At 70.6% G+C, this 22,163-nt stretch carries 21 protein-coding genes and 1 riboswitch; of the genes, 6 read left to right on the forward strand and 15 right to left on the reverse strand.

Annotation, left to right across the window (positions count from 1 at the left end):
• The first annotated feature begins 32 nt into the window (after nucleotides 1-32).
• On the forward strand, nucleotides 33-461 hold the full coding sequence (locus ACIPYQ_RS30370) for an SRPBCC family protein (RefSeq protein WP_401257052.1): 429 nt from the start codon (nucleotides 33-35) through the stop codon (nucleotides 459-461).
• A gap of 88 nt (nucleotides 462-549) precedes the next feature.
• Here ACIPYQ_RS30370 and ACIPYQ_RS30375 read toward each other — a convergent pair whose 3' ends face one another.
• The gene (locus tag ACIPYQ_RS30375) at nucleotides 550-1,164 is read right to left on the reverse strand and encodes a PadR family transcriptional regulator (RefSeq protein ID WP_361768399.1); all 615 of its coding nucleotides are present in this window, start codon (nucleotides 1,162-1,164) and stop codon (nucleotides 550-552) included.
• Nucleotides 1,165-1,396: 232 nt separating this feature from the next.
• On the opposite strand from ACIPYQ_RS30375, the gene ACIPYQ_RS30380 reads away from it, so the two are divergent.
• Nucleotides 1,397-2,143, forward strand: coding sequence for a hypothetical protein (locus ACIPYQ_RS30380; RefSeq protein WP_401257055.1), 747 nt, complete (start codon nucleotides 1,397-1,399; stop codon nucleotides 2,141-2,143).
• A gap of 103 nt (nucleotides 2,144-2,246) precedes the next feature.
• Nucleotides 2,247-3,089, forward strand: a complete 843-nt coding sequence (locus ACIPYQ_RS30385; protein ID WP_401257056.1) for a PhzF family phenazine biosynthesis protein — start codon at nucleotides 2,247-2,249, stop codon at nucleotides 3,087-3,089.
• 41 nt (nucleotides 3,090-3,130) lie between these two features.
• On the opposite strand, the gene ACIPYQ_RS30390 is transcribed toward ACIPYQ_RS30385, so the two are convergent.
• The 3 genes from ACIPYQ_RS30390 to ACIPYQ_RS30400 form a co-directional block, all read right to left on the reverse strand.
• Nucleotides 3,131-3,862: a hypothetical protein gene (locus ACIPYQ_RS30390; protein ID WP_401257058.1), complete on the reverse strand. Its 732-nt coding sequence runs from the start codon at nucleotides 3,860-3,862 to the stop codon at nucleotides 3,131-3,133.
• An 86-nt stretch (nucleotides 3,863-3,948) separates the two neighbouring features.
• Nucleotides 3,949-4,770: a CPBP family intramembrane glutamic endopeptidase gene (locus ACIPYQ_RS30395; RefSeq protein WP_401257103.1), complete on the reverse strand. Its 822-nt coding sequence runs from the start codon at nucleotides 4,768-4,770 to the stop codon at nucleotides 3,949-3,951.
• Nucleotides 4,771-4,936: 166 nt separating this feature from the next.
• Nucleotides 4,937-6,469 (reverse strand): glutamate--cysteine ligase, encoded by a 1,533-nt coding sequence (locus tag ACIPYQ_RS30400; protein WP_401257060.1) that lies wholly within the window; start codon nucleotides 6,467-6,469, stop codon nucleotides 4,937-4,939.
• A gap of 495 nt (nucleotides 6,470-6,964) precedes the next feature.
• Here ACIPYQ_RS30400 and ACIPYQ_RS30405 point away from each other — a divergent pair, with 495 nt between their 5' ends.
• Complete coding sequence (locus tag ACIPYQ_RS30405) at nucleotides 6,965-7,585, forward strand: hypothetical protein (protein ID WP_361768409.1); 621 nt, start codon at nucleotides 6,965-6,967, stop codon at nucleotides 7,583-7,585.
• 261 nt (nucleotides 7,586-7,846) lie between these two features.
• Nucleotides 7,847-8,035 carry a DUF5999 family protein gene (locus tag ACIPYQ_RS30410; protein WP_030009772.1) on the forward strand — a complete coding sequence of 63 codons (189 nt, stop codon included), beginning with the start codon at nucleotides 7,847-7,849 and terminating at the stop codon, nucleotides 8,033-8,035.
• 100 nt (nucleotides 8,036-8,135) lie between these two features.
• Here the strand turns inward: ACIPYQ_RS30410 and gcvP are convergent, their stop codons facing one another.
• Nucleotides 8,136-11,021 (reverse strand): aminomethyl-transferring glycine dehydrogenase, encoded by a 2,886-nt coding sequence (gene gcvP, locus ACIPYQ_RS30415; RefSeq protein WP_361768411.1) that lies wholly within the window; start codon nucleotides 11,019-11,021, stop codon nucleotides 8,136-8,138.
• A gap of 196 nt (nucleotides 11,022-11,217) precedes the next feature.
• A riboswitch (glycine riboswitch) is annotated at nucleotides 11,218-11,316 on the reverse strand.
• Between the two features lie 112 nt (nucleotides 11,317-11,428).
• Here gcvP and ACIPYQ_RS30420 point away from each other — a divergent pair.
• A complete protein-coding gene (locus tag ACIPYQ_RS30420) occupies nucleotides 11,429-11,794 on the forward strand; it encodes a PRC-barrel domain-containing protein (RefSeq protein WP_401257063.1) in 366 nt (121 codons plus the stop codon).
• A gap of 43 nt (nucleotides 11,795-11,837) precedes the next feature.
• Here the strand turns inward: ACIPYQ_RS30420 and ACIPYQ_RS30425 are convergent, their stop codons facing one another.
• From ACIPYQ_RS30425 to ACIPYQ_RS30470, 10 genes are all read right to left on the reverse strand, one after another.
• Entirely contained in the window at nucleotides 11,838-13,280 is a 1,443-nt protein-coding gene (locus ACIPYQ_RS30425) for a DNA polymerase IV (RefSeq protein WP_401257065.1), read from the reverse strand.
• Between the two features lie 44 nt (nucleotides 13,281-13,324).
• Nucleotides 13,325-13,963, reverse strand: coding sequence for a MerR family transcriptional regulator (locus ACIPYQ_RS30430; RefSeq protein WP_401257067.1), 639 nt, complete (start codon nucleotides 13,961-13,963; stop codon nucleotides 13,325-13,327).
• A 189-nt stretch (nucleotides 13,964-14,152) separates the two neighbouring features.
• Complete coding sequence (locus ACIPYQ_RS30435; RefSeq protein WP_030009777.1) at nucleotides 14,153-14,626, reverse strand: bifunctional nuclease family protein; 474 nt, start codon at nucleotides 14,624-14,626, stop codon at nucleotides 14,153-14,155.
• 63 nt (nucleotides 14,627-14,689) lie between these two features.
• On the reverse strand, nucleotides 14,690-15,451 hold the full coding sequence (locus ACIPYQ_RS30440) for a MerR family transcriptional regulator (protein ID WP_401257069.1): 762 nt from the start codon (nucleotides 15,449-15,451) through the stop codon (nucleotides 14,690-14,692).
• A 70-nt stretch (nucleotides 15,452-15,521) separates the two neighbouring features.
• Entirely contained in the window at nucleotides 15,522-16,466 is a 945-nt protein-coding gene (locus ACIPYQ_RS30445; RefSeq protein WP_401257105.1) for an FHA domain-containing protein, read from the reverse strand.
• Nucleotides 16,467-16,551: 85 nt separating this feature from the next.
• Nucleotides 16,552-17,427, reverse strand: a complete 876-nt coding sequence (locus ACIPYQ_RS30450) for a DUF881 domain-containing protein (RefSeq protein WP_401257071.1) — start codon at nucleotides 17,425-17,427, stop codon at nucleotides 16,552-16,554.
• Nucleotides 17,428-17,432: 5 nt separating this feature from the next.
• On the reverse strand, nucleotides 17,433-17,765 hold the full coding sequence (locus ACIPYQ_RS30455) for a small basic family protein (protein ID WP_007262894.1): 333 nt from the start codon (nucleotides 17,763-17,765) through the stop codon (nucleotides 17,433-17,435).
• Nucleotides 17,762-18,670, reverse strand: coding sequence for a DUF881 domain-containing protein (locus tag ACIPYQ_RS30460; protein ID WP_361768420.1), 909 nt, complete (start codon nucleotides 18,668-18,670; stop codon nucleotides 17,762-17,764). The genes ACIPYQ_RS30455 and ACIPYQ_RS30460 overlap by 4 nt, the downstream gene beginning before the upstream one ends.
• A gap of 135 nt (nucleotides 18,671-18,805) precedes the next feature.
• Entirely contained in the window at nucleotides 18,806-21,301 is a 2,496-nt protein-coding gene (locus ACIPYQ_RS30465) for a mannose-1-phosphate guanyltransferase (RefSeq protein WP_361768422.1), read from the reverse strand.
• Nucleotides 21,302-21,401: 100 nt separating this feature from the next.
• The gene (locus ACIPYQ_RS30470) at nucleotides 21,402-21,992 is read right to left on the reverse strand and encodes a CDP-alcohol phosphatidyltransferase family protein (protein WP_327412764.1); all 591 of its coding nucleotides are present in this window, start codon (nucleotides 21,990-21,992) and stop codon (nucleotides 21,402-21,404) included.
• Nucleotides 21,993-22,163 lie beyond the last annotated feature (171 nt).

The raw sequence follows: 22,163 nt of genomic DNA on the forward strand, positions 1-22,163 counted from the left end.
GCCGCACGTACCCGACGAGAAGGGGTGGTCGCATGGCTGAAGTCACCGCGGAATCACGCATCGAGGCGCCCGCCGCGAAGCTCTGGTCCCAGCTCACGGACTGGGATGCGTACGGCCAGTGGAGCATGACCCACACGAACTTCCCGAAGGGCGGACCGGAGACCCTCGCGGTCGGGTCCACCTTCGCCGAGAACATGAAGATGATGGGCTTCCCGGCCGAGGTCGTCTGGACCGTCTCGGAGCTGGAGGACGAGCGCCTCTTCGCCATCACCGGCAAGGGCCCGATGGGCGTGGCCGTCCTCACCCGGTACACCCTGACCCCGGACGGCGGGGCCACCACGGTCCGCATCGACGGCGAGTTCACCGGGGCCGCCGTCTCGCTGATGGCGGGCAAGCTCAAGGACTCGGCCACCGCCGCGCTGAACGAGTCGCTGCGCAAGCTGGCCGCCCTGGTGGTCTGACCGCCCGCCTCCCACCCCCGTACACGACGGCGCGCCCCGCGAGAGGACTCGCGGGGCGCGCTGCGCGGGAGCAAGGGCCTTCCGGCCCTCAGTGCTCGTCGGCCAGGATCAGGTACAGCTTCTTGCGGGCGTCGTTGATGACCCCGAGCGCCTTCTCGCGCTGCTCGGGCGAGCCGGTCTTGAAGACCTGCCCGAAGGCCTCCATCAGGCCGATCCCGGCCGTCCGGACCTCGTGCATCGCCTCGAAGTCGAAGCCGCGCCCGGCGTCGGCCCACGGCGCGTCCGGGCCCGACTCGGCCTCGGTCCGGCCGGCGTCGGTGAGCGTGAACAGCTTCTTGCCGCCCTCGCTCTCGCTCGTGATGAGCCCCTCGTCCTCGAGCAGCTGCAGGGTCGGATAGACCGAGCCCGGGCTGGGCTTCCAGGCCCCGCCACTACGCTCGCCGATCTCCTGGATCATCTCGTAGCCGTGCATCGGCCGGTCGGCGAGCAGCGCCAGGATCGAGGCGCGCACGTCGCCGCGCCGGGCCCGGCCACCCCGCCCACCGCGCCCGCCCCGGCCTCCGAAGGGCCCGCCTCCGAAGGGCGGCCCGAACGGCCCGAAGGCGGCGCGCAGCCCCCTGAACTCCTCCCGACGGTCCGGCCCGCAGTGGCCGTGACCCCGTCCGTGCTCATGTCCGTGGTCGTGCTGTCCATGTGAACGCATGACTGCGCTCCTTTCGTCACGTTGTCGTTCTTCATGTCATCGGTCATCCGATGGATCAACTATCACTGATCCATCGCGATGCGTCAACGATATATCGGAAACTCGTCAGCGACAGGTGATCCGATGGCACACCTTGGGGTGGATTGGCGACCGAACTTTCGGGCGAAGGGCGTGCGGGTGTGTGCTGTGCTGGGCCGCGAACATGCCCAAACAACCCGCAAAGGGGACATCCGTGCGCCTTCAGGGACGCGCCAGGAAGTGGCTCGCCGCCGCGGCCGCCGCCGCACTGCTGCTCGTAGTGCCGGGCCCGGCCACCGCCGACGGCCCCCGGCGACTGGCCGGCGACTACCTCAACCTGCACCAGTGCGTGTACTCGTCCTTCCGCGTCATCGACTACTTCACGACCGTGGTCCCGAGCCGCGACGGCCGGTTCACGACCGGAACCGCCACGTCCGCCGCCTCCGACCAGACCCGGTCCTGCGGCGGCGGGGACGGGAACTTCGAGCCCCACCACCCGTGGGCTGCCGTCCAGGCTCTCGACCTGAGCTCCGGGCGCTACCTGAACCTGCACCAGTGCGTCTACTACTCCGACGGCCAGCGGGACCACCTGACCACCGTGATCTCGCTCGGGGGCGGGGAGTTCTCCGCCGGGACGAACGTCTCCGACACGCCCGACACGGCCCCGGACTGCGGCCCCGGCCGCGGCCTCTACGACCTCGTCCCCCTGCTGTCGGACGTCAAGGTCCTGGACCTGTCCGCCGGGCGCTACGTGAACCTCCAGCAGTGCGTGTACTACTACGGCGCCGGCGGCTTCGACGACCACTTCACCACGGTGGTGCCGACCCGCCGCGACGGCCGGTTCACGACCGGCACGAAGGTCTCGAACACCGCCGACACGGCCCCGACCTGCGGCCGCGGTGACGGGAACTTCAACCTCATCCCCCTGCTGTCGGGCACGAAGGCCCTCTCCCGGACCTGAACCGGCCCGCCCCGGGGCGCCGGCCGCTCCGGGGCGCCGGCCCAGTCCAGTCACCCCGGATTGGCCTTTGTCGGTGATCAAGGAACCGCCCTACCGTCGGTGCATGCGCATCCGAATCGTCGACGCCTTCACCGACCGGCCCTTCCACGGGAACCCCGCCGGAGTCCTGCTCCTCGACACCGCCTTCCCGCCGGACTCCTGGCTCCAGCAGGTCGCTTCCGAGGTCAACCTCTCCGAGACCGCCTTCGCCCACCCCCTGCCGCCCGGCGGGGACGCCGACTGGGCGCTGCGCTGGTTCACCCCGGCCGCCGAGGTCGACATGTGCGGCCACGCCACGCTCGCCACGGCGCACGTCCTGGCGTCCGCAGGCCTCGCCACCGGCCGGATCCGCTTCACCGCGCGCTGCGGGATCCTCACGGCCGAGGCCGCCGAGGACGGCACGATCACCATGGACTTCCCGACGTCTTCCCTGACCCCGGTCCCCGCGCCGGCCGCCTTGGACCACGCGCTCGGCGGGGCGCCGATCCTCTCCGTGCACGACACCGCCGCGCACATCGGCGACCTCCTGATCGAGCTCGCCGACGAGAAGACCGTCCGCGAGCTGACGCCGGACCACTCCGCCCTGCGCGCCTTCGCCAAGCGCGGGGTGATCGTCACCGCGGCCGCCGAGGATCCCTCCCTCGGGTACGACTTCGTCTCGCGGGGCTTCTTCCCGGCCTTCGGGATCGACGAGGACCCGGTCACCGGCAGCGCCCACACCGCGCTCGCCCCCTTCTGGGCCGAGCGCCTGGGCCGTACCGAGCTGACCGGCCTCCAGGGCGGCGCCCGCCGCGGTCTCGTACGGGTGACGCTGGCGGGCGACCGTACGCTGCTGACCGGCCGGGCCGTCACCGTCGTCGACGGAGAGCTGATCGCGTCCCCGCCCGGGGCCGGACAGGCGGGGTGACCAGGGGGAACGGACCCGGTCGCCGGGCCGGGCCGCCCGGGTCAGCCGGCGGAACCACCCCCGCCACCCTCCACGTTCCCCTTCGCTCGCCCCTTCGCGCGCATCTTCGCATCCGCCTTCGCGCGCGCGGCACTCCGCCGTTTCCGCTCGTGCTCCATCCAGGCGGCCGAGTCGATCCGCTTGTGGTAGACCTGCTCCGGCTCCGCCGCGCCCAGGTGCACCGTCCACACCCACAGGACGGCCGACACGACGAAGAAGACGCCCGCCATCAGCAGATAGGAGGCGATTTCCTCGGACTCGGAGGTGCCTTCCTCGTGCGCGAAACCGGGTACGCCGACGACGAGCGCGTTCACCCACCACGCGAGCGCCCCGTTGAACAGGACGAGGGAGATCCAGTACACGATGCGCATGCTCTTCGCCGGGCCGCTCGCCTCCCCCAGCAGCAGGAGGCGCCTCAGCGAGACCGGACCCGTCCGGTGGCGGCCGCCCGTGTCCGCCTTGGCGCGGCGCACCGACGCGTAGCACTCGTCCAGCCAGCGCCCCGGCTCCGGATCCGGGGCCGGGGAGTCGGTCGGCGCCAGCTCCTTGGCCTGGATCCAGCCGTTGAGGAACTGGACCTCCAGCTGGGCCTTCTCCAGTCGCCTGCGGTAGTGGTGGTCCGAACTGCGTGCCTCGCGGCGGTCCCGGATGAGGAGGCTGGCCCCGCCCACCAGGCCGCTGACGACGGGCACGAAAAACGGCGCGAACGGAATCAGAGAGTCCACAACAGCCACCGGGCGCGCCTCCTCACTCCCCTCCAGCCTCGCACCGGTTCGGCCTCCGCCCCCGCCCGGCAGGGCCGATCGGGTGCCCCGCCGCATCAGGGCGTGGGCAGCCAGCCCACCTTGCCCGCGAGCAGGGCGTAGCCGCCGAAGGCCACGATGTCGAGCAGCGCGTGCGCGACGACGAGCGGTCCCACCCGCCCCCAGCGGCGGTAGGCCAGGACGAAGACCACGCCCATCATCATGTTGCCGATGAAGCCGCCGATGCCCTGGTAGAGGTGGTAGGAACCGCGCAGCGCCGAGCTGGCCAGCAGCGCGGCCGTCGGCGACCAGCCCAGCTGGTCGAGCCGGCGCAGCAGGTAGGCCAGCACGATGACCTCCTCCACCACGGCGTTCTGCAGCGCGGAGAGGATCAGTACGGGGAACTTCCACCACACGTCGGGCAGCGCCTCCGGCACCACCGTGAGGTTGAACCCGGCGGCCCGCGCCCCCAGGTAGAAGGCGAGCCCCGCGCTCCCGATCCCCGCGGCGACGAGCGCGCCCCGGGCCAGGTCCCCCAGGGGCCGGGTGCGGTCGAAGCCCAGCACGCGCAGCCCGGGGGCGCCCTCGCGGGTCAGCAGGTGCGCCACCAGCAGGACGGGGACCAGCGCGCTCGCGATGCCGAACAGCTGCCACGCCAGGTCCAGCCAGGGCCGGCCCGGGGCCAGCGAGGCGTTGAGCGTGGCGGCCTGGTCCTTCAGGCCGCCCGGCTTGGTCAGCGAGCCGATGAAGCTGATGAGCGCCGAGACCCCGCTCGCCCCCAGCGAGAGCGCGAGGACGAGCAGCGTCTCGTTGCGCAGGAGACCCCGCCGCCCGTCCTCGTCCAGCTTCACGAACACCGGCTCCGGCTCCGCCCGCACGCCCGACTCCCGTCCTGCCATCCCGTTTGCGACCACCCCATACTGCCTCCTCGGGACACTGGGAGGATCACTGCGGGGGGAGACAACGGGATCAACGGGAGCAACGGGCCCGCCGGACGGCTCCGGTCACGCGCGCACCGGTCGCGCCCCGGCTCCGGTCGCGCCCCGGCTCCGGCCACGCGCCGGCTCAGCGCGCCGCCGGCACCGAGGCGCTCACCTCCTCCCCCGGTCCCACGGGCCAGGTGTGCACGGGGTCGCCCTTGTGCATCAGCTCGCTGTACCTCCGGGTGGTCGCGGCCAGCGCCTCGTCCCGCTCCAGCCCGGCCGCCAGGGCCCGGTGGTAGGTGTCCACCTGCCAGGTCGCCCCGTTGACCCGCCGCCGGCAGCGCTCCTCGATGATGCCGAGGTAGTGGTCCCGGTCCGCCGGCTCGATGCCCCAGGCGTCCAGCCCCGCCGCCGCCATCGGCAGCAGCTCGTCCAGGACCAGCCGTACGGCGGGCACGCTCGCCAGTCCCCCGCCCCGGCCCCGGCGCGGCCACCGCAGCCGCGCGTCGATCCCGTACCGGCAGGCCGCGTCGAAGTTCGCCTCCGCCTCGGCGAACGGCAGCCGGGTCCACACCGGGCGCGGCTCGTCGGCGAGGGTGCGGACGAGCCCGTAGTAGAAGGCGGCGTTGGCGACGACGTCGGCGACCGTCGGCCCGGCCGGCAGCACCCGGTTCTCGACCCGCAGGTGCGGCACCCCGTCCGCGACCCCGTACACGGGCCGGTTCCATCGGTAGACGGTCCCGTTGTGCAGGACCAGCTCCTGCAGCGCCGGCACCCCGCCCTCGGCGAGCACCCGCAGCGGCTCCTCCTCGTCGCAGATCGGCAACAGGGCGGGGAAGTAGCGGACGTTCTCGGCGAAGAGCTCGTACGCCGAGTCCACCCACCGCTCCCCGAACCAGGTGCGCGGCCGCACCCCCTGCGCCTGGAGCTCGGGCGGCCGGGTGTCGGTGGCCTGGGTGAACAGCGGCGGCCGCGACTCCCGCCACAGCTCGCGCCCGAACAGGAAGGGCGAGTTGGCGCCGACGGCTATCTGCGCGGCGGCCACCACCTGCGCCGCGTTCCACACGGCCGGGAACCGGGCCGGCGTCACCTGCAGGTGCAGTTGTACGGAGGTGCAGGCGGCCTCCGGCACGATCGACCCGGAGGTCCAGATCAGCCGCTCGACGCCGTCGATGTCGAGCGTGAAGTCCTCCCCGCGCATCATCAGGATCTGCTCGTTGAGCAGCGAGTACCGGTCCACCGCCGACAGGTTCGCGGTGACCAGGTCGGAACGGGAGATCGTCGGCAGAATGCCGATCATCACCACACCGGCGTCGATCTCCGTGGCCTTCCTGTGGGCATAGCCCAGCCCCGCGCTGAGTTCCTCGGCGAGCTGGTCGAATACCCGGCCGCCGAGCCGGTGCGGCAGGACGTTCACCTCCAGATTGAACATTCCCAGTTCGGTCTGGAAATCCGGACTCGCTATCCGCTCCAGCACCTGGGCATTCACCATTCTCGGCAACCCGTCGGCGCCCGCGAGATTCAGCTCGATCTCCAGTCCCATCATGTTCTTGGGGCGATCGAACCTCTTCTCCGCCAGGAGTCGCTCCAGCCCCTCCAGACACTCGTGAAGCTTCCTTCGATACCGCTGCCGATCGGACAGGTCGAATCCGCCCGCCACGACCTTCTCCCCCATCGAAGCGTCCCTCCTCGAGTGGGCCCGGCCCCCGGAGACCCGGGCGCGCATTACGGTCGATGATGCCCCGCCTCCGTGATCCATAACGCGGTGGGGGCGTGCGTGGCGAGGAGCGCGCGCCGGTTTGGCCGAAGGGCGCTTCGGCACATTCACCTGGCAAGTCGCTTCGCGCAAATTCCTCTTCGACTTTGCACGCGCCGCAAAACCGATGCTTTCCAGCCGAGCCCCCGTCCGGTAACCTCCGAGGTCAGCGCGGCACGTTCGCGCACATCCGGCATGAATGCCATGTCAGCGGGACCGGTAAGCGCCTTGTCGGCAATAGGCGGGACAGCTAGCCGAAACGCTGCGTGAACACATGTCGTATAAACTCCGCAATCGAGGCAGAGAGTTGACGCGCGGCCATTGCCCCTCGGCCCCCCTCTGGCCCCAGAATGCGACAGCGCCGTCCGCACCTGCCCCCGTTCCACAGGTCTCCCAAGTGAGAGGCGACCCACCATGCCGCTGCATGTCCCTCCGGCTCCCGCGCCCGCCCTGCGCAGCGTCCTCGCGGCACTCGGTTCTCCCACCGCCGTCCACGAGGCGCACACCCCGGCCCTGCGCGCGATCCAGGGCCCACTGACCGCCGAACTCCCCCTGCCGGTGCACGTCCTCGACCGGCTGGGCATGTCCACCCTCGCGGCCGGCGGCAGGCCGCCCCGCACACGGCTCACGGGCTGGCGGTTCCTGATCCGCAGCGGGGACCGCCACGTCGCGGCGGCCGACACCCGCCTGACCGCAGACGGCTGGACCTTCTCGCACTTCTTCGAAGGGCCGTACGTCGCCGCCACCGAACGCGCGCTGCGCCAGGCGGAATCCCTCGGTACGAACTACCAGCCGCGGCTGCTGTCCGTACCGGAGCTCTACATGCTGACCCTGTGGCTGCACGGGGCGGTGGGCGCCGACGCCTCCGCCGGGCTGCCCGCCGGCGAGGACCTGCTGGTGCCGCTGGCCCCGGCCCCGCCCGGCATCGCCGCGTACCGGCCGCATCCGGTCTCCGAGCTGCTGCCCGTGCTCACCCATCGCCTGACCCCCGCCACGGCACCCCTCCCTCCGTCGCTGGCCGCGCCCGCCGCCTGACCCAAGTAACCCATTCGGCCTAGTCCGCTCGGGTCATCTGCGAACCATCCGAAATGACAGGGGAGTTGGCCTGAACCGCCCGCACGAGTGATGCGTCATCAATCTGTGAGGACAGCTGCGGGGAAATACCTGCGAAGCGGCTGTCGTGGGGGAAGACTGATGACACGCTCCCCGCGGGTGCGGGGATGACCCAGGGGGACGGCCATGAATCACGCATCGAGCCGTAGCACGCAGACCACACCGCAGCGAAAGAACGCATCCATGTGCCAGCACCAGCCAGCCTGCCCGTCAGCCGAATCCGCCGACCGGGAGGCCGCTCGCCCGGTGGCCAACCACCCGGAGCAGGGCTGGAGCCTGCTGTGCAATGGCGTCCTGCTCTTCGAGGACACCGGTGAACTGCTGCCGGACGGCCAGATCATCGCCCCGCACCGCCCGCTCGCGGCGGCCTAGGCGCTGAGAACGGCCCGGCCGACGCACGCCATGACGAAGGGGCCGGTCCGGGAGATTCTCCCGGGCCGGCCCCTTCGTCATGTCACGTCACCGCTCGGTGTCAGTGGTCGTACTCGTCCAGCGGCGGGCAGGAGCAGACCAGGTTGCGGTCGCCGAAGGCGCCGTCGATGCGGCGCACCGGCGGCCAGTACTTCTCGGCGGCCGTGACACCGCCCGGGAAGACGGCCTCGTCGCGGGTGTACGGGTGGTTCCACTCGCCGCCCAGTGCCGCCGCGGTGTGCGGGGAGTTGGCCAGCGGGTTGTCGTCCGCCGGCCACTCGCCGCCCGCGACCCGCTCGATCTCGCCGCGGATGGCGATCATGGCGTCGCAGAAGCGGTCGATCTCGGCGAGGTCCTCGGACTCCGTCGGCTCGATCATCAGCGTGCCGGCGACCGGGAAGGACATCGTCGGGGCGTGGAAGCCGTAGTCGATCAGACGCTTGGCGATGTCGTCCACGCTCACGCCCGTGGACTTCGACAGCGGGCGCAGGTCGATGATGCACTCGTGCGCGACCAGGTTGCCCGGGCCGGTGTAGAGCACCGGGTAGTGCGGCTCCAGGCGCTTGGCGATGTAGTTGGCACCGAGCACCGCCACCTGGGTGGCGCGCTTGAGGCCCTCGCCGCCCATCAGGCGCACGTACGACCACGAGATCGGCAGGATACCGGCCGAGCCCCACGGGGCGGCCGAGATCGGGCCGACGCCCGTCTCCGGGCCGGCGGTCGGCTGGAGCGGGTGGTTCGGCAGGTACGGGGCCAGGTGCGCCCGGACACCGACCGGGCCGACGCCCGGACCGCCGCCGCCGTGCGGGATGCAGAAGGTCTTGTGCAGGTTCAGGTGCGAGACGTCGCCCCCGAAGTGACCCGGCTTGGCGAGGCCCACCAGGGCGTTCAGGTTGGCGCCGTCGACGTAGACCTGGCCGCCGGCCTCGTGCACCTGGGCGCAGATGTCGGCGACGTGCTCCTCGAACACACCGTGCGTGGAGGGGTACGTGATCATCAGCACGGCGAGCTCGTCGCGGTACTGCTCGATCTTGGCGCGCAGGTCGGCCGCGTCCACCTCGCCGTCGTCGGCGGTCTTGACGACGACGACCTTCATGCCGGCCATCACGGCGCTGGCGGCGTTGGTGCCGTGCGCGGAGGACGGGATGAGGCAGATGGTGCGCTGCTCGTCACCGTTCGCACGGTGGTAGGCGCGCACGGCCAGCAGGCCGGCGAGCTCGCCCTGGGAGCCGGCGTTGGGCTGGATGGACACCTTGTCGTAGCCGGTGACCTCGCAGAGACGTTCCTCCAGCTCGGTGATGAGCGTGAGGTAACCCTCGGCCTGCTCCACCGGGGCGAAGGGGTGCAGCTGGCCGAATTCGGGCCAGGTGACCGACTCCATCTCGGTGGTCGCGTTGAGCTTCATGGTGCAGGAGCCCAGCGGGATCATGCCGCGGTCCAGCGCGTAGTCCTTGTCCGAGAGCTTGCGCAGGTAGCGCAGCATCGCGGTCTCGGAGCGGTGCTGGTGGAAGACCGGGTGCGTCAGGTAGTCGTCCGCGCGCAGCAGGCCCTCGGGCAGGGTGTCGTCCGTGGTCGCGTCGAGCGCCTCGATGTCCGCGGTGACGCCGAAGGCCGCCCAGACGGCCTCGACGTCGGCGCGCAGGGTGGTCTCGTCGCAGGCGAGGGAGACGTGGTCGGCGTCGACCTGGTGCAGGTTGATGCCGCCCTCGCGGGCGGCGGCGACGACCTCGGCCGCGCGGCCCGGCACGCGGGCGGTGACCGTGTCGAAGTACGAGCCGTGCACGATCTCGACCCCGCCGGCCGTCAGGCCCGCGGCGATCAGGGCCGCGTAGCGGTGGGTCCGGCGGGCGATCGTCCGCAGGCCGTCCGGGCCGTGGTAGACGGCGTACATGGCGGCCATGACGGCGAGCAGCACCTGCGCGGTACAGATGTTGCTGGTGGCCTTCTCGCGGCGGATGTGCTGCTCGCGGGTCTGCAGGGCCAGGCGGTACGCCTTGTTGCCGTCCGCGTCCACCGAAACGCCGACGAGGCGGCCGGGCAGCGAACGGGCGTGCTTGTCCTGGACGGCCATGTAGCCGGCGTGCGGTCCGCCGAAGCCCATCGGGACGCCGAAGCGCTGGGTGGTGCCGACGGCGATGTCCGCGCCCAGCGCGCCCGGGGAGGTCAGCAGGGTCAGTGCGAGCAGGTCGGCGGCGACGGCGACGATGGCGCCGAGCTCGTGCGCCTGGTCGATGACCGGCTTGATGTCGCGGACGGCACCGGAGGCGCCCGGGTACTGGATCAGCACGCCGTAGACACCGCGCTCGGCGACCTCGGCCGGGATGCCCTCGGACAGGTCGGCGACGACGACCTCGATGCCGATCGGCTCGGCGCGGGTCTCGATCACGGCGATGGTCTGCGGCAGCGCGTCGGCGTCGACGAGGAAGACGTTCCCCTTGGCCTTGCCCACGCGGCGGGCCAGCGTCATGGCCTCGGCGGCCGCGGTGCCCTCGTCGAGGAGGGAGGCGCCCGAGGTCGGCAGCCCGGTGAGCTCGGCGACGACGGTCTGGAAGTTCAGGAGCGCTTCGAGGCGGCCCTGCGAGATCTCCGGCTGGTACGGGGTGTACGCCGTGTACCAGGCCGGGTTCTCCATGACGTTGCGGAGGATCACCGGGGGCGTGAAGGTCCCGTAGTAGCCGAGACCGATCATGGAGGACAGGACCTGGTTGCGGTCGGCGAGCGAGCGCAGCTCGGCGAGCACCTCGGCCTCGGTCCGCGCCTCGGGCAGGTCGAGCGCCTCGGCGGTCTTGATCACATCCGGTACCGCGGCGGCGGTCAGTTCGTCCAGGGAGCCGTAGCCCACATGGGCGAGCATCTTCGCCTGCGCCTCGGCATCCGGACCGATGTGGCGCTGTTCGAAGGGGATGCCTCGCTCCAGCTGGGAGAGCGGAATGCGGTTGGCGGTCATGTACGGAGGCCTCCTGGTCGTATGACCTGCGAGGGGCACCACGGCGCGGGCACCCGGACGGCCTCCCCCTCTGTCATCTGCACCTGAGAGTTTCACCGGAGTCACGGGGGTCGCCCGAGCCCTCCGGCTTTCACCGTCGGTGAGGAGTGGGACCGGCACTGCGCGCCCGGTACCCGCCCCTGCTTTCCAGAGTGGCCTCGTCCGTGCGGTACGTATGCCTGAGAGATTCCGGGGAGGATTTGCTCCTTCGGCGCCTCCGTCTTGCTCACTCGGAGGACTCTCCCGCACAGGGTCGACAGCCATCACCCAGCCTACCAGCGAGGATCTGGGGCCTCCCCGAGTGGCCTCCGCTGCAGTTATGCACTTCTGTAGTCATTACGGAGGAGTTGCGACCATTTGGAGGGACCGTGCAGACCGACATCGATCCGCGCAGCCTGATCGGCCGCAAGGCGTTCGACCGCAATGGCACCAAGATCGGCACCGTGGACGAGGTCTACCTCGACGATGCCACGGGCGTCCCGGAATGGGCTGCCGTCCGTACGGGCCTGTTCAGCCGGGACGCCTTCGTCCCGCTGGAGCCGAGCGAGATGGTGGGCGACACCCTGCGGGTGCCCTTCGAGCGCTCCCTCATCAGGGACGCCCCCGACTTCGGCGTCGGCCGCCACCTCTCCCCCGAACAGGAGCTGCAGCTCTACCACCACTACGGCCTGGACACGACCCTGCCCACGGACTTCTCGCGCGACTTCGGCCGCCTGGCGAACGACGAGGGCTGAGCGCCGCGGGACTGCGGGCCTTGGCGGGCGACACCCTCCCGGATCATGCCGGGCCGGCGGCTCCCGGCTCCCCCTCCCCCACCAGCGGCAGCGGATCGGACGGCTCCAGCTCGGGGTCGTCCACCCGGAAGGTCCGCACCCGGCCCGGCTCCGATCCCGGCTGCTCGAACCGTACGGTCACCCGCCCGACCCCGCTGCCCTGCACCCACCCGGGCCCGTACACCGCGTGCCGTACGTCACTCCCGGCCGGCCAGCGCCGCTCGGGAGCCGGCTCCGGCTCCCCCGGAGGCCCGTCGGCCGCCGGCGCCCCGGAACCCTCAGAGGCCCCCACAGACCCGCCTGCGGCTCCGCTCTCACCGCTCCCGCCGGAGACAGCCGTCCCGGCCTCCTCACCCGCCCCGTCCGGCTCAGAGGCAGCCGACTGAGCGAACAGGTCCTCCTGCGTGTAGTCCGCGAGCCCGGTCACCCCCACCCCCAGCAGCCGCACCCCTCCCGTGGTGTCCACGCCCTCCAGCAGCCGCGCCGCGGCCTCCCGCACCACCGCGGGGTCGTCCGTGGGCCCGCGCAGCGTCTCGGACCGCGTCAGCGTGGAGAAGTCGTACCGCCGCACCTTCAGCACGATCGTCCGCCCGGAGTGCCCCGAGCCGCGCAGCCGCTGCACACACCGGTCGGCGAGCCGCTGCACCTCGTTCCGGATCCGTACCCGGTCGTGCAGGTCCACATCGAAGGTGTCCTCGACCGACACCGACTTCGCGTCCCGCTCCGCGACCACCGGCCGGTCGTCCAGCCCCAGCGCCATCCGGTACAGGCCCACGCCGTGCGCCCGCCCGAGCATCCGGACCAGCTCGTCCTCCCCGGCCTCCGCCAGCTCCCCCACCGTGGTGATCCCGGCGCGGCGCAGGTGCTCCCCCGTGGCCGGCCCCACCCCGGGCAGCGTCCGTACGGACATCGGCGCGAGCAGCTCGCGCTCGGTTCCCGGCTCGATCAGCAGCAGCCCGGCCGGCTTGGCCTCCTCGGACGCCACCTTGGCCAGCATCTTCGACCCGGCGAGCCCCACCGACCCGCTGAGCCCCGTGGCGGCCCTGATGTCGGCCCGCAGCCGCTCACCCGTCGAGCGGGCGGTCCGCGAGTCGAAGGCCACCCCGCCCGCCTCCAGGTCCACGAAGGCCTCGTCCAGGCTGAGCGGCTCCACGAGCGGCGACAGCTCGCGCAGCAGGGCCATCACCACGTCGCTGACCTGCCGGTAGAGACTGAAGCGCGGGATCAGGTAGGCGCCGTTCGGGCAGAGCCGCCGCGCCTGCGCCGTCGGCATCGCGGAGTGCACCCCGAACCGCCTGGCCTCGTACGAAGCCGTGGCCACGACCCCGCGCGGCCCCAGCCCACCGACGATGACGGCCTTGCCCCGCAGACTGGGCTTCGACGCCTGCTCCACGGAGGCGTAGAAGGCGTCCATGTCCAGATGCAGAATGGTCGGCGCGGCTCTCACAGCACCGATGCTGCCCTACGGCACTGACATTTCTCCGGCCCGGATCAGACGGCGCGGTTGCGGCGGGCTGCCAGCTCGTCCGTCGGGTTGTGCCCGACCAGGGTCTCGCCGGTGTCCACCCGTTCCCCGTGCAGCTGCGAGAGCGCGCTCTCGACATCGCGCCACACCACGCCCACGGCGATGCCGAAGACGCCCTGCCCACCCTGGAGCAGGCTCACGACCTGGTCGGGAGAGGTGCACTCGTACACGGTGGCGCCGTCGCTCATCAGCGTCATCCGATCGAGGTCCGAGAACCCGCGGTCACGCAGGTGCTGGACCGCCGTGCGGATGTTCTGCAGCGCCACCCCGGTGTCCAGGAAGCGCTTGACGATCTTGAGGACCACGACGTCGCGGAAGCTGTAGAGGCGCTGGGTGCCCGAACCGTACGCGGGGCGCACGCTCGGCTCCACCAGTCCGGTCCGCGCCCAGTAGTCCAGCTGCCGGTACGTGATGCCGGCCGCGGCACACGCCGTCGGCCCGCGGTATCCGATCTGCTCGGGCGCCGGGTCGCCGCTCACCGGTCCGACCGGCGTCGACTCCGGCTGACGGCGCGCGGACCCGACCGCGCCACCGTGCAGCGGGTACGGCCCAGCGTCACTCCGTACGGGGGTGCCCCCGGTCGTACCGTCGCCCGTGATCCTCACGCCGACCCTCCGTCCTTGACCTGCCACCTTGAAGGTAGGCAGTCACCAGGGGTGCGTCAACGATCGCCACACTCGGCACGCCGAGTGATAATCACCCTGAGAGTGGTTTCCCGTATCCCGTTATGGGGAAAGGCTAATCGAATGGGCTGAAAGATCCCCGCGGATCGCGCGGACGGCGCGGCCCACACCTCACTGCGGGCCGGTGCCGAAGTCCTCGGGCGAGATCTGGTCGAGGAACTCGCGGAACTTCTCCACCTCGTCCTCCTGCTCGTCCGGAATGGCGATTCCGGCGTCGTCGAGCACGCCGTCACTGCCGTAGATCGGCGTCCCCGTCCGCAGGGCCAGCGCTATGGCATCGGACGGCCGCGCGCTCACCTCGACCCCGCTGGCGAAGACGAGCTCCGCGTAGAAGACGCCCTCCCGCAGATCCGTGATCCGGACCTCGGTGAGCTCCTCGCCGATCGCCTCCAGCACGTCCTTGAACAGGTCGTGCGTCAGCGGCCGGGCAGGGGCCATCCCCTGCTGCGCGAAGGCAATGGCGGTCGCCTCCCCTGGACCGATCCAGATGGGGAGGTACCGGTCGCCTCCCACTTCACGCAGGAGCACGATCGGTTGGTTGGAGGGCATTTCCACCCGGACACCCACAACGTCGAGCTCGTTCACACAGCAACCCTAGGACCTGCCCGGCAGGTTTGGGTAGTCGGGGCTCCACTCCGACCAGCGCGGTCACCGCAACCGGACTCCCAGAGCGGTCTGCACGAGGGCCTCGTGGAGCCGTACGGACAGCCCCGCCAGCTCCTTCAGCGTGGCCTCCGCATGGGCCCTGGTCTGCGGGTTGCGGTGCCGGCGCAGCGGTGCCACGACCTGCTCCACCAGGCCCGCCTCCCGGTCGGCTGCAGCTTTCATCGCGCGCAGGTGCCGCGGCTCCAGCCCGAAGCGCCCCAGATCGGCCACCAGCCGGGCCACCGTGACCGCCTCGGCGTCGAAACCACCGCCCGGCGCCTCGGCCAGCAGCCCGTACGACTCCCACTCGACCAGCTGGGCCTCGTCCACGTCGGCGGCGGCCAGCAGCTCCGCCCGGCCCACCCGGGCCACGGTGGGCCGCTCCCGCCCGACCTCGCCGTACACGGCCGCCGGGCTGGTGGGATCGTCGGCATCCCCGTGCGCGGTGGGCGCCGGGATGCGGATCTGCTCACCGCGGGCGAGCGCGTCCAGCTGCTCGCGGATGACCTTCAGCGGCAGGTAGTGGTCGCGCTGCAGACGCAGGATGCGGGCGAGGCGCTCCACATCCTCGGTGCTGAACTTGCGGTATCCCGAAGGGGTGCGCCGGGGCTCGACGAGCCCCTCCGCCTCCAGAAAACGGATCTTCGAGATGGTGACCTCGGGGAACTCGTCACGCAGCGTGGTGAGCACCGTGCCGATGCTCACCAGCCGCCCGGCCGAGCCGGCGGTGCCGTTTCCGGCACCCCCTGTCGGGTTGCGCAGCATGGGACCTTCCCTGGGAAGCCCCGGACGGAGTCCGGGGGCGGGGGTCCCCCCGGACGGAGTCCGGAAGGGGTCAGATGCCCCGCAGGCTCGCGTAGAAGACCAGCCGGTACTTTCCGATCTGCACCTCGTCGCCGTTGTGCAGGGCGACGGAGTCGATCGGTTCCCGGTTCACGTACGTGCCGTTGAGGCTGCCCACGTCGGAGACGGTGAAGCCGCCGTCCTGGCCCCGGCGGAAGTCGACATGGCGCCGGGAGACGGTGACGTCGTCCAGGAAGATGTCGCTCTGCGGGTGCCGGCCGGCCGTGGTCAGCTCGCCGTCCAGCAGGAAGCGGCTACCGGAGTTGGGACCGCGCCGCACGATGAGCAGGGCGGAACCGGGCGGCAGCGCTTCCACCGCGGCCTGGGCCTCGGGGGAAAGCGAGGACGACACGTGCGTTTGTCCCGACACCTCGGCCTCGTAGGCCTCCAGGCCCGAGATCGAGATGGTGGACGTGGTCTCCGAGGCGCGCTCCGGCGTCAGACCCGGCCGCAGCGGCGCCCCGCAGTTGGAGCAGAACCGGCTGGCCGCATCGCTGCGGTGTCCGCACCTGCTGCAAATCTGCTCGGCCGACATGGACGGCTCCTCGCGCCGCGGCTGCCCCGCGGAGGCATTGGTGGCGTACGGGTCGGGGGCAAACCCTCCACCCGCAGTTGAGGTTGATGGTTCACCGAAACCTATGCCTCCGGTACCGGCAGGGTCAACGGACGACGCGCCGTGGCCGCCCGGAACATCACCCGGGCCGGCCACCTCGTCGCGGAAGAGCGGCCGGTCGCCCTGCGCTTCCGCGTCCCCATGCCCCGCACGGTGCCGTGCCGAACCGCTGTCCTCGCGGTTCTTCTTGCCGAACAACTTCTCAAACAACTTCACGGGCGATTCCCCTTGACCGAAACAGACCCGCCCGTGGGGCAGGACGAACTCCGAATGCAGACACCTGCCGACCCGGACATTCTCACAACGTCCGTAACCACCAGACAGTTTCCACCACGCACCGCGACTTCAGTGCGCCGACCCCCCGCAGGCATCCGCCCGCGTGAGCCGCTCCACCTTCCACTCCAGTTCCTCACGATGACGACCGAGCGTAGTCAGGCTGCTTCGCAGCCCGCAAGGCATCCACAACGATCTTCGCCGACCGTGTGACGGCGACGGTCGCCTGCTCCTTCTCCAGCGTCTGGACGACACCACCGGGAATGTTGAGCGCGGGCTCCAGATCCTGGGGCTTGCCGATCACCTTGAACTCGTAGGGCTGTGTGATCTTCTTACCGTCGATCGCGACCCCGCCGTTCTCGTCGGAGAAGTACGAGCCGGCCACGATGCGCACACCGTTGATCTGGATCGCCTCGGCCCCGGCCGCCCGCAGCTCCTGAAGGGTGTCCAGCAGCTGGTCGGACTGCACCTGGCCCGTGGGGTCGGTGATCTTCAGCGTGATGCCCGGCCCCTGCGCTGCCACCGTACCGGCCAGGATCCCGAGTTGACGCTCCTTCTCCACGGTCTGCTTGCGGGCCTCCTCGGCCTGGTTGGAGCTGCTCTCCAGCTCCCTGCGCTGATCCTCCAGCGCCTGCTTCTCCTCTTCCAGGCGCTTGGTCCGCCCGTCGAGCTCGTCCAGGATCCGTACGAGGTCCTCCTGGCGCGCCCCGCGCAGCGCGCTGGAGTCGCTGTTCGACCGGACCTGGATGGCCAGCCCCAGCCCCAGGACGAACAGCAGCAGTGCGACGATCAGTTGGGCCCGGCTCACCCGCGGCGGCCACAGTCCGGCCGCGAGCCGCTGCCGGCCGGTCTCCTCGGGCTGATCAGCGGCCTGCGCGGGCTGATCAGCGGCCTGCGCGGGCTCCTGCGCAGGCTGCTGCGCGGGCTGCTGGGCGGGCTGCGCCGGTACGTCCTTCGGCGGCTGCCCTTCGGGCCCCGGACCCGACTCCTCGGGACTGTCGTTCGTACTCATCGGCCTCACGCCCGGAACACGTGCCGGCGGATGGCCGCGGCGTTGGAGAAGATGCGGATGCCGAGGACCACGACCACGCCCGTGGACAGCTGCGAGCCGACGCCGAGCTTGTCACCGAGGAAGACGATCAGCGCCGCCACCACCACGTTCGACAGGAACGACACCACGAAGACCTTGTCCACGAAGATCCCGTCCAGCATCGCGCGCAGACCGCCGAACACCGCGTCCAGCGCCGCCACGACGGCGATCGGCAGATATGGCTCCACCACGGCCGGTACCTCGGGCCGGACCAGAAGTCCGACCACCACTCCGGCCAAGAGGCCCAGTACCGCGATCACGATGCACCCTTCTGCTGCTCTACCGGTGTAGCCGTACGTACGGTCAGACTCGACGCGGCCGGCAGCCGCACCTCGTCCGCGGCGGACAGGGTGTAGCGGATCCCGTAGCTCTCCTGCAGCACGTGCAGGTACTGGCCGTCCGCGGAATCCTGGAAGGCCGTGCCCAGCCGCTTCTTGTCCCCCACCGCCAGCACCTCGTACGGCGGCACCAGAGGCCTGTTGTCGACCAGTATCGCGTCACCCGCGGCCCTGATCGCCGACAGCTCCGTGAGCCGCTGCCCGTTGATGGAGACGGCCTCCGCCCCGGACTGCCACAGCCCGTTGACGATCTTCTGCATGTCGCGGTCGCGGAGTCGGCCGGTGTCCGAGAAACCGGAGCTCTCACGCGGTTTGCCACCGCCTCCGGAGGAGGCGCCCTTGGCATCGTCCACGACCAGCTTGATCCCGGGCCCGCGGACCTCCGTGGCACCGGCCAGCAGCGCCACGAGCTCGCCCTGGCCCCCGCCGGGCTGCTTCAGCGCCGCGCGCTGGCGGGCCGCGACATCGGTCCTCAGGCTGTCGATCTGCCGCTCCAGGCCGTCCGCGCGCTCATCGGCCCGCTGCACCCGGTCGATCAGCTCGTGACGCTCCTTGGCCAGCACCGGAGCGGCTATCCGCGCCTCGGCCGCACCGAGCGTGACGACAACGGCGGTGATCATGAGTCCGGCGGCGAGCCCCAGTTTGGCCTTGAGGTTGCGGGGCAGACCCGCCGTTCCCTCCGCCTCGCGCCGGGCCGCGGCCTCCGCGTAGCCCTCGTCGAGGCTGTGGTCCATCACGTGCGTCAGCAGCGACATGGAAGCGTCCGGGCGCGGGGGCGCAGGAGACGCCGGAGTCCGGTTGTGGGGCGGCTGCGACATGCCGCACATCGTCGCATGTCGGCGCCGTACACACCCAATGCGCCCATCCGGTGGACCGGAGCGGGACTCCCGCACCCGGCCCACCGGACCCTGCCCTACGTCGTCACGCAGCGACGCGTTGCGTCGTCACACGGTGACCGGCGCTCAGTGCCCGGCCCCGTCCACCACGGCCGCCCACTCGTCGAGCAGGGCCTGCGCGGAGGCGTCGTCGGGGCCTTCGGCCCACAGGTGGGTGACCGCCTCCGCCGGGTCGGGCAGGACCAGCGCCCACCGTCCGTCGGCCTCGACCACCCGTACCCCGTCGGTGGTGTCCACCTGCCGGTCGCCGGCGGCCTCCACGACCCGCCGCATGACGAGCCCCTTCACCGCCCACGGCGTCGGAACGTCCCGCTTGAGCACGTGGGCCCGCGGAATCCGGGCGTCGATCTGGCTCAGCGTGAGCTGCGTGCGCGCCACCAGGCCGAGCAGCTGCACGAAGGCCGCCGAACCGTCGAAGACGCTGCTGAACTCCGGAACGATGAAGCCGCCCCGGCCGTCCCCGCCGAAGATGGTGTTCTCCGCGCGCCCCACCCGGGTCAGGTCGTCGGGCGACGTCGTCGTCCACTCCACCTGCGTGCCGTGGTACGCCGCCACCTGCTCGGCGACCCGTGTCGTGGTCACCGGCAGCGCGACCTTGCCGCTGCGCTTCTCCGCGGCCACCAGGTCGAGCATGACCAGCAGCGCGCGGTCGTCCTCGATGATCCGTCCGCGCTCGTCCACGAGCGAGATCCGCTCGCCGACCGGGTCGAAACGGACCCCGAAGGCCGCCCGCGCGGAGGCGACGATCTCCCCGAGCCGCACCAGCCCGGCCCGCCGGGACTCGCTCGTCTCCGTCGGCCTGGACTCGTCGAGCCCGGGATTGATCGTCAGGGCGTCCACGCCGAGCCGTCCCAGGAGGCTCGGCAGCACGAGCCCGGCGCTGCCGTTGGAGGCGTCCACGACCACCTTGAGCCCGGCATCGCCGATCCCGGTGGTGTCCACCCGCCGCAGCAGCGAGCCCGTGTAGGCGTCGAAGACGCTGCCGGGGAACTGCAGGTCGCCGATCTCGCCGGGGAACGCCCGCCGGTACTCCTGGCGTGCGTACACGCGGTCCAGCTTGCGCTGCTGCTGGAGCGAGAGGTCGGCGCCGCGCTCGTCCAGGAACATGATGTCGACCGAGTCCGGCACACCCGGCGAGGTCCGCAGGACGATCCCGCCGGCGGTGCCGCGTGCGGTCTGCTGCCGGGCCACCGGCAGCGGTACGTTCTCCAGGTCGCGTACGTTGATCGCGCTGGCCTGCAGGGCCGAGATCACGGCCCGCTTGAGCGCTCTCGCGCCTCGGGAGTGGTCACGGGCCGTGGTGACCGTCGCCCCCTTCTTCAGGGTCGTCGCGTAGGCGCCGGCGAGCCGGACCACGAGCTCGGGGGTGATCTCGACGTTCAGGATCCCGGAGACTCCCCGCGCGCCGAACAGATGGGCCTGCCCGCGGGACTCCCAGATGACGGACGTGTTGACGAAGGCGCCGGCCTCGATCGTCTTGAAGGGATAGACCCGCACGTTCCCCTGAACGATCGATTCCTCACCGACGAGGCACTCGTCACCGATGACGGCGCCGTCCTCGATACGCGCGGAACGCATGATGTCGGTGTTCTTGCCGATGACACAGCCGCGGAGATTGCTGTGGGGCCCGATGTAGACGTTGTCGTGGACGACGGCCCGGTGCAGGAAGGCCCCGCTCTTCACGACGACGTTCGACCCGATGACGGTGTGCTCGCGGATCTCGACACCGGCCTCGATCTTGGCGTAGTCCCCGATGTACAGGGGCCCGCGCAGCACCGCGTCCGGGCTCACCTCGGCCCCTTCGGCGATCCACACCCCGGGCGAGATCTCGAAGCCGTCCATCTCGATCTCGACCTTGCCCTCGAGCACGTCGGCCTGTGCCTTGACGTAGCTCTCGTGCGTGCCCACGTCCTCCCAGTAGCCCTCGGCCACATAGCCGTAGATCGGCCGGCCTTCCTTCATCAGCTGCGGGAAGACATCGCCGGACCAGTCGACGGAGACGTCCGGGTCCACGTAATTGAAGACCTCGGGCTCCATGACGTAGATGCCGGTGTTGACGGTGTCGGAGAAGACCTGGCCCCAGGTCGGCTTCTCCAGGAAGCGCTCGACCTTGCCCTCCTCGTCCACGATCGTGATGCCGAATTCCAGCGGGTTCGGCACCCGGGTCAGGCACACCGTGACGAGTGCGCCCTTCTCCTTGTGGAAGCGGATCAGATCGGTGAGGTCGAAGTCGGTGAGCGCATCGCCGGAAATGACGACGAAGGCGTCATCCTTCAAGGCTTCCTCGGCATTCTTCACACTGCCGGCGGTGCCGAGTGGCTTCTCCTCGTTGGCATAGGTGAGCTCCATTCCGAGCTCTTCGCCATCCCCGAAGTAGTTCTTGACGAGCGACGCCAGGAACTGCACGGTGACCACGGTCTCGCTGAGCCCATGGCGCTTGAGCAGCCTGAGCACGTGCTCCATGATCGGCCGGTTGGCCACCGGCAGGAGCGGCTTGGGCATGCTCGAGGTCATGGGACGAAGACGCGTACCTTCGCCACCGGCCATCACGACGGCCTTCATGTCGGAAGAATCCTCCTTGAGAGATGACAGTCGTGCCGACTCTCACCCGTCTCGGTCGGTGACTCCGCGACTCTTCCGCGTCATCCGGCGCCGGTCGGGCTCAATCGGCCGTGGCGTCAGCCTTCACGAGACGGCGGACTTGAACCACGTAAAGGATTCCTGCCCACCAATAGAGGGTTGTACCCCATCCCGCGAACGCCCATCCGAAAACTGACCCCAACCAGGCCAACCAACCCGTGCCATCACTGAGCAGCAGCAAGGGAAACGCGTACATCAGGTTGAAGGTCGCCGCCTTGCCCAGGAAGTTGACCTGCGGCGGCGGATAGCCGTGGCGACGCAGGATCCACACCATGACCAGCAACATCAGCTCACGCAGGAGCAGTGCTCCGGTGAGCCACAGCGGCAGCAGCTCGCGATAGGTCAGACCGAAGAGCGTCGACAGGATGTAGAGGCGGTCCGCAGCCGGATCGAGCAGCCGGCCGAGCTTGCTGATCTGATTCCAGCGCCGCGCGAGCTTCCCGTCGAGGTAGTCGCTGATCCCGCTGAGCATGAGGACGGCCAGGGCCCATCCGTCGTACTCCGCAAGGATCAGCCACAGGAACAAGGGCACGCCGGCGAGGCGAGCCATGCTCAGGATGTTCGGAATGGTGAAAATTCGGTCAGTCTGAACCCGAGTCTCCTGGACCTCCACCCGGGGGCCTCCACTGTGACTGTAGAAAACGGTCGTTCGATGCCCCCTGACCCTACAGGAGACCGCACACGTGTCCTGAACGCAGAAAAGCCCCGCACCGAACCCCGAAAGGTTTGGTGCGGGGCTTCCCGCAATGATTGTTCGGCGGCGTCCTACTCTCCCACAGGGTCC

Origin of the sequence: Streptomyces sp. NPDC090045 (assembly GCF_044747975.1) — a bacterium.
Taxonomy (GTDB): Bacteria; Actinomycetota; Actinomycetes; order Streptomycetales; family Streptomycetaceae; genus Streptomyces.

What these genes read in the sequence shown, in the direction of transcription:
- ACIPYQ_RS30400 (WP_401257060.1), bottom strand. Translation starts at nt 6,469, where the DNA reads ATGGGGGAGAAGGTCGTGGCGGGCGGATTCGACCTGTCCGATCGGCAG.
- ACIPYQ_RS30460 (WP_361768420.1), bottom strand. Translation starts at nt 18,670, where the DNA reads ATGTGCGGCATGTCGCAGCCGCCCCACAACCGGACTCCGGCGTCTCCT.
- ACIPYQ_RS30410 (WP_030009772.1), top strand. Translation starts at nt 7,847, where the DNA reads ATGTGCCAGCACCAGCCAGCCTGCCCGTCAGCCGAATCCGCCGACCGG.
- ACIPYQ_RS30465 (WP_361768422.1), bottom strand. Translation starts at nt 21,301, where the DNA reads ATGAAGGCCGTCGTGATGGCCGGTGGCGAAGGTACGCGTCTTCGTCCC.
- ACIPYQ_RS30395 (WP_401257103.1), bottom strand. Translation starts at nt 4,770, where the DNA reads ATGGCAGGACGGGAGTCGGGCGTGCGGGCGGAGCCGGAGCCGGTGTTC.
- gcvP (WP_361768411.1), bottom strand. Translation starts at nt 11,021, where the DNA reads ATGACCGCCAACCGCATTCCGCTCTCCCAGCTGGAGCGAGGCATCCCC.
- ACIPYQ_RS30405 (WP_361768409.1), top strand. Translation starts at nt 6,965, where the DNA reads ATGCCGCTGCATGTCCCTCCGGCTCCCGCGCCCGCCCTGCGCAGCGTC.
- ACIPYQ_RS30450 (WP_401257071.1), bottom strand. Translation starts at nt 17,427, where the DNA reads ATGAGTACGAACGACAGTCCCGAGGAGTCGGGTCCGGGGCCCGAAGGG.
- ACIPYQ_RS30375 (WP_361768399.1), bottom strand. Translation starts at nt 1,164, where the DNA reads ATGCGTTCACATGGACAGCACGACCACGGACATGAGCACGGACGGGGT.
- ACIPYQ_RS30385 (WP_401257056.1), top strand. Translation starts at nt 2,247, where the DNA reads ATGCGCATCCGAATCGTCGACGCCTTCACCGACCGGCCCTTCCACGGG.
- ACIPYQ_RS30440 (WP_401257069.1), bottom strand. Translation starts at nt 15,451, where the DNA reads ATGCTGCGCAACCCGACAGGGGGTGCCGGAAACGGCACCGCCGGCTCG.
- ACIPYQ_RS30370 (WP_401257052.1), top strand. Translation starts at nt 33, where the DNA reads ATGGCTGAAGTCACCGCGGAATCACGCATCGAGGCGCCCGCCGCGAAG.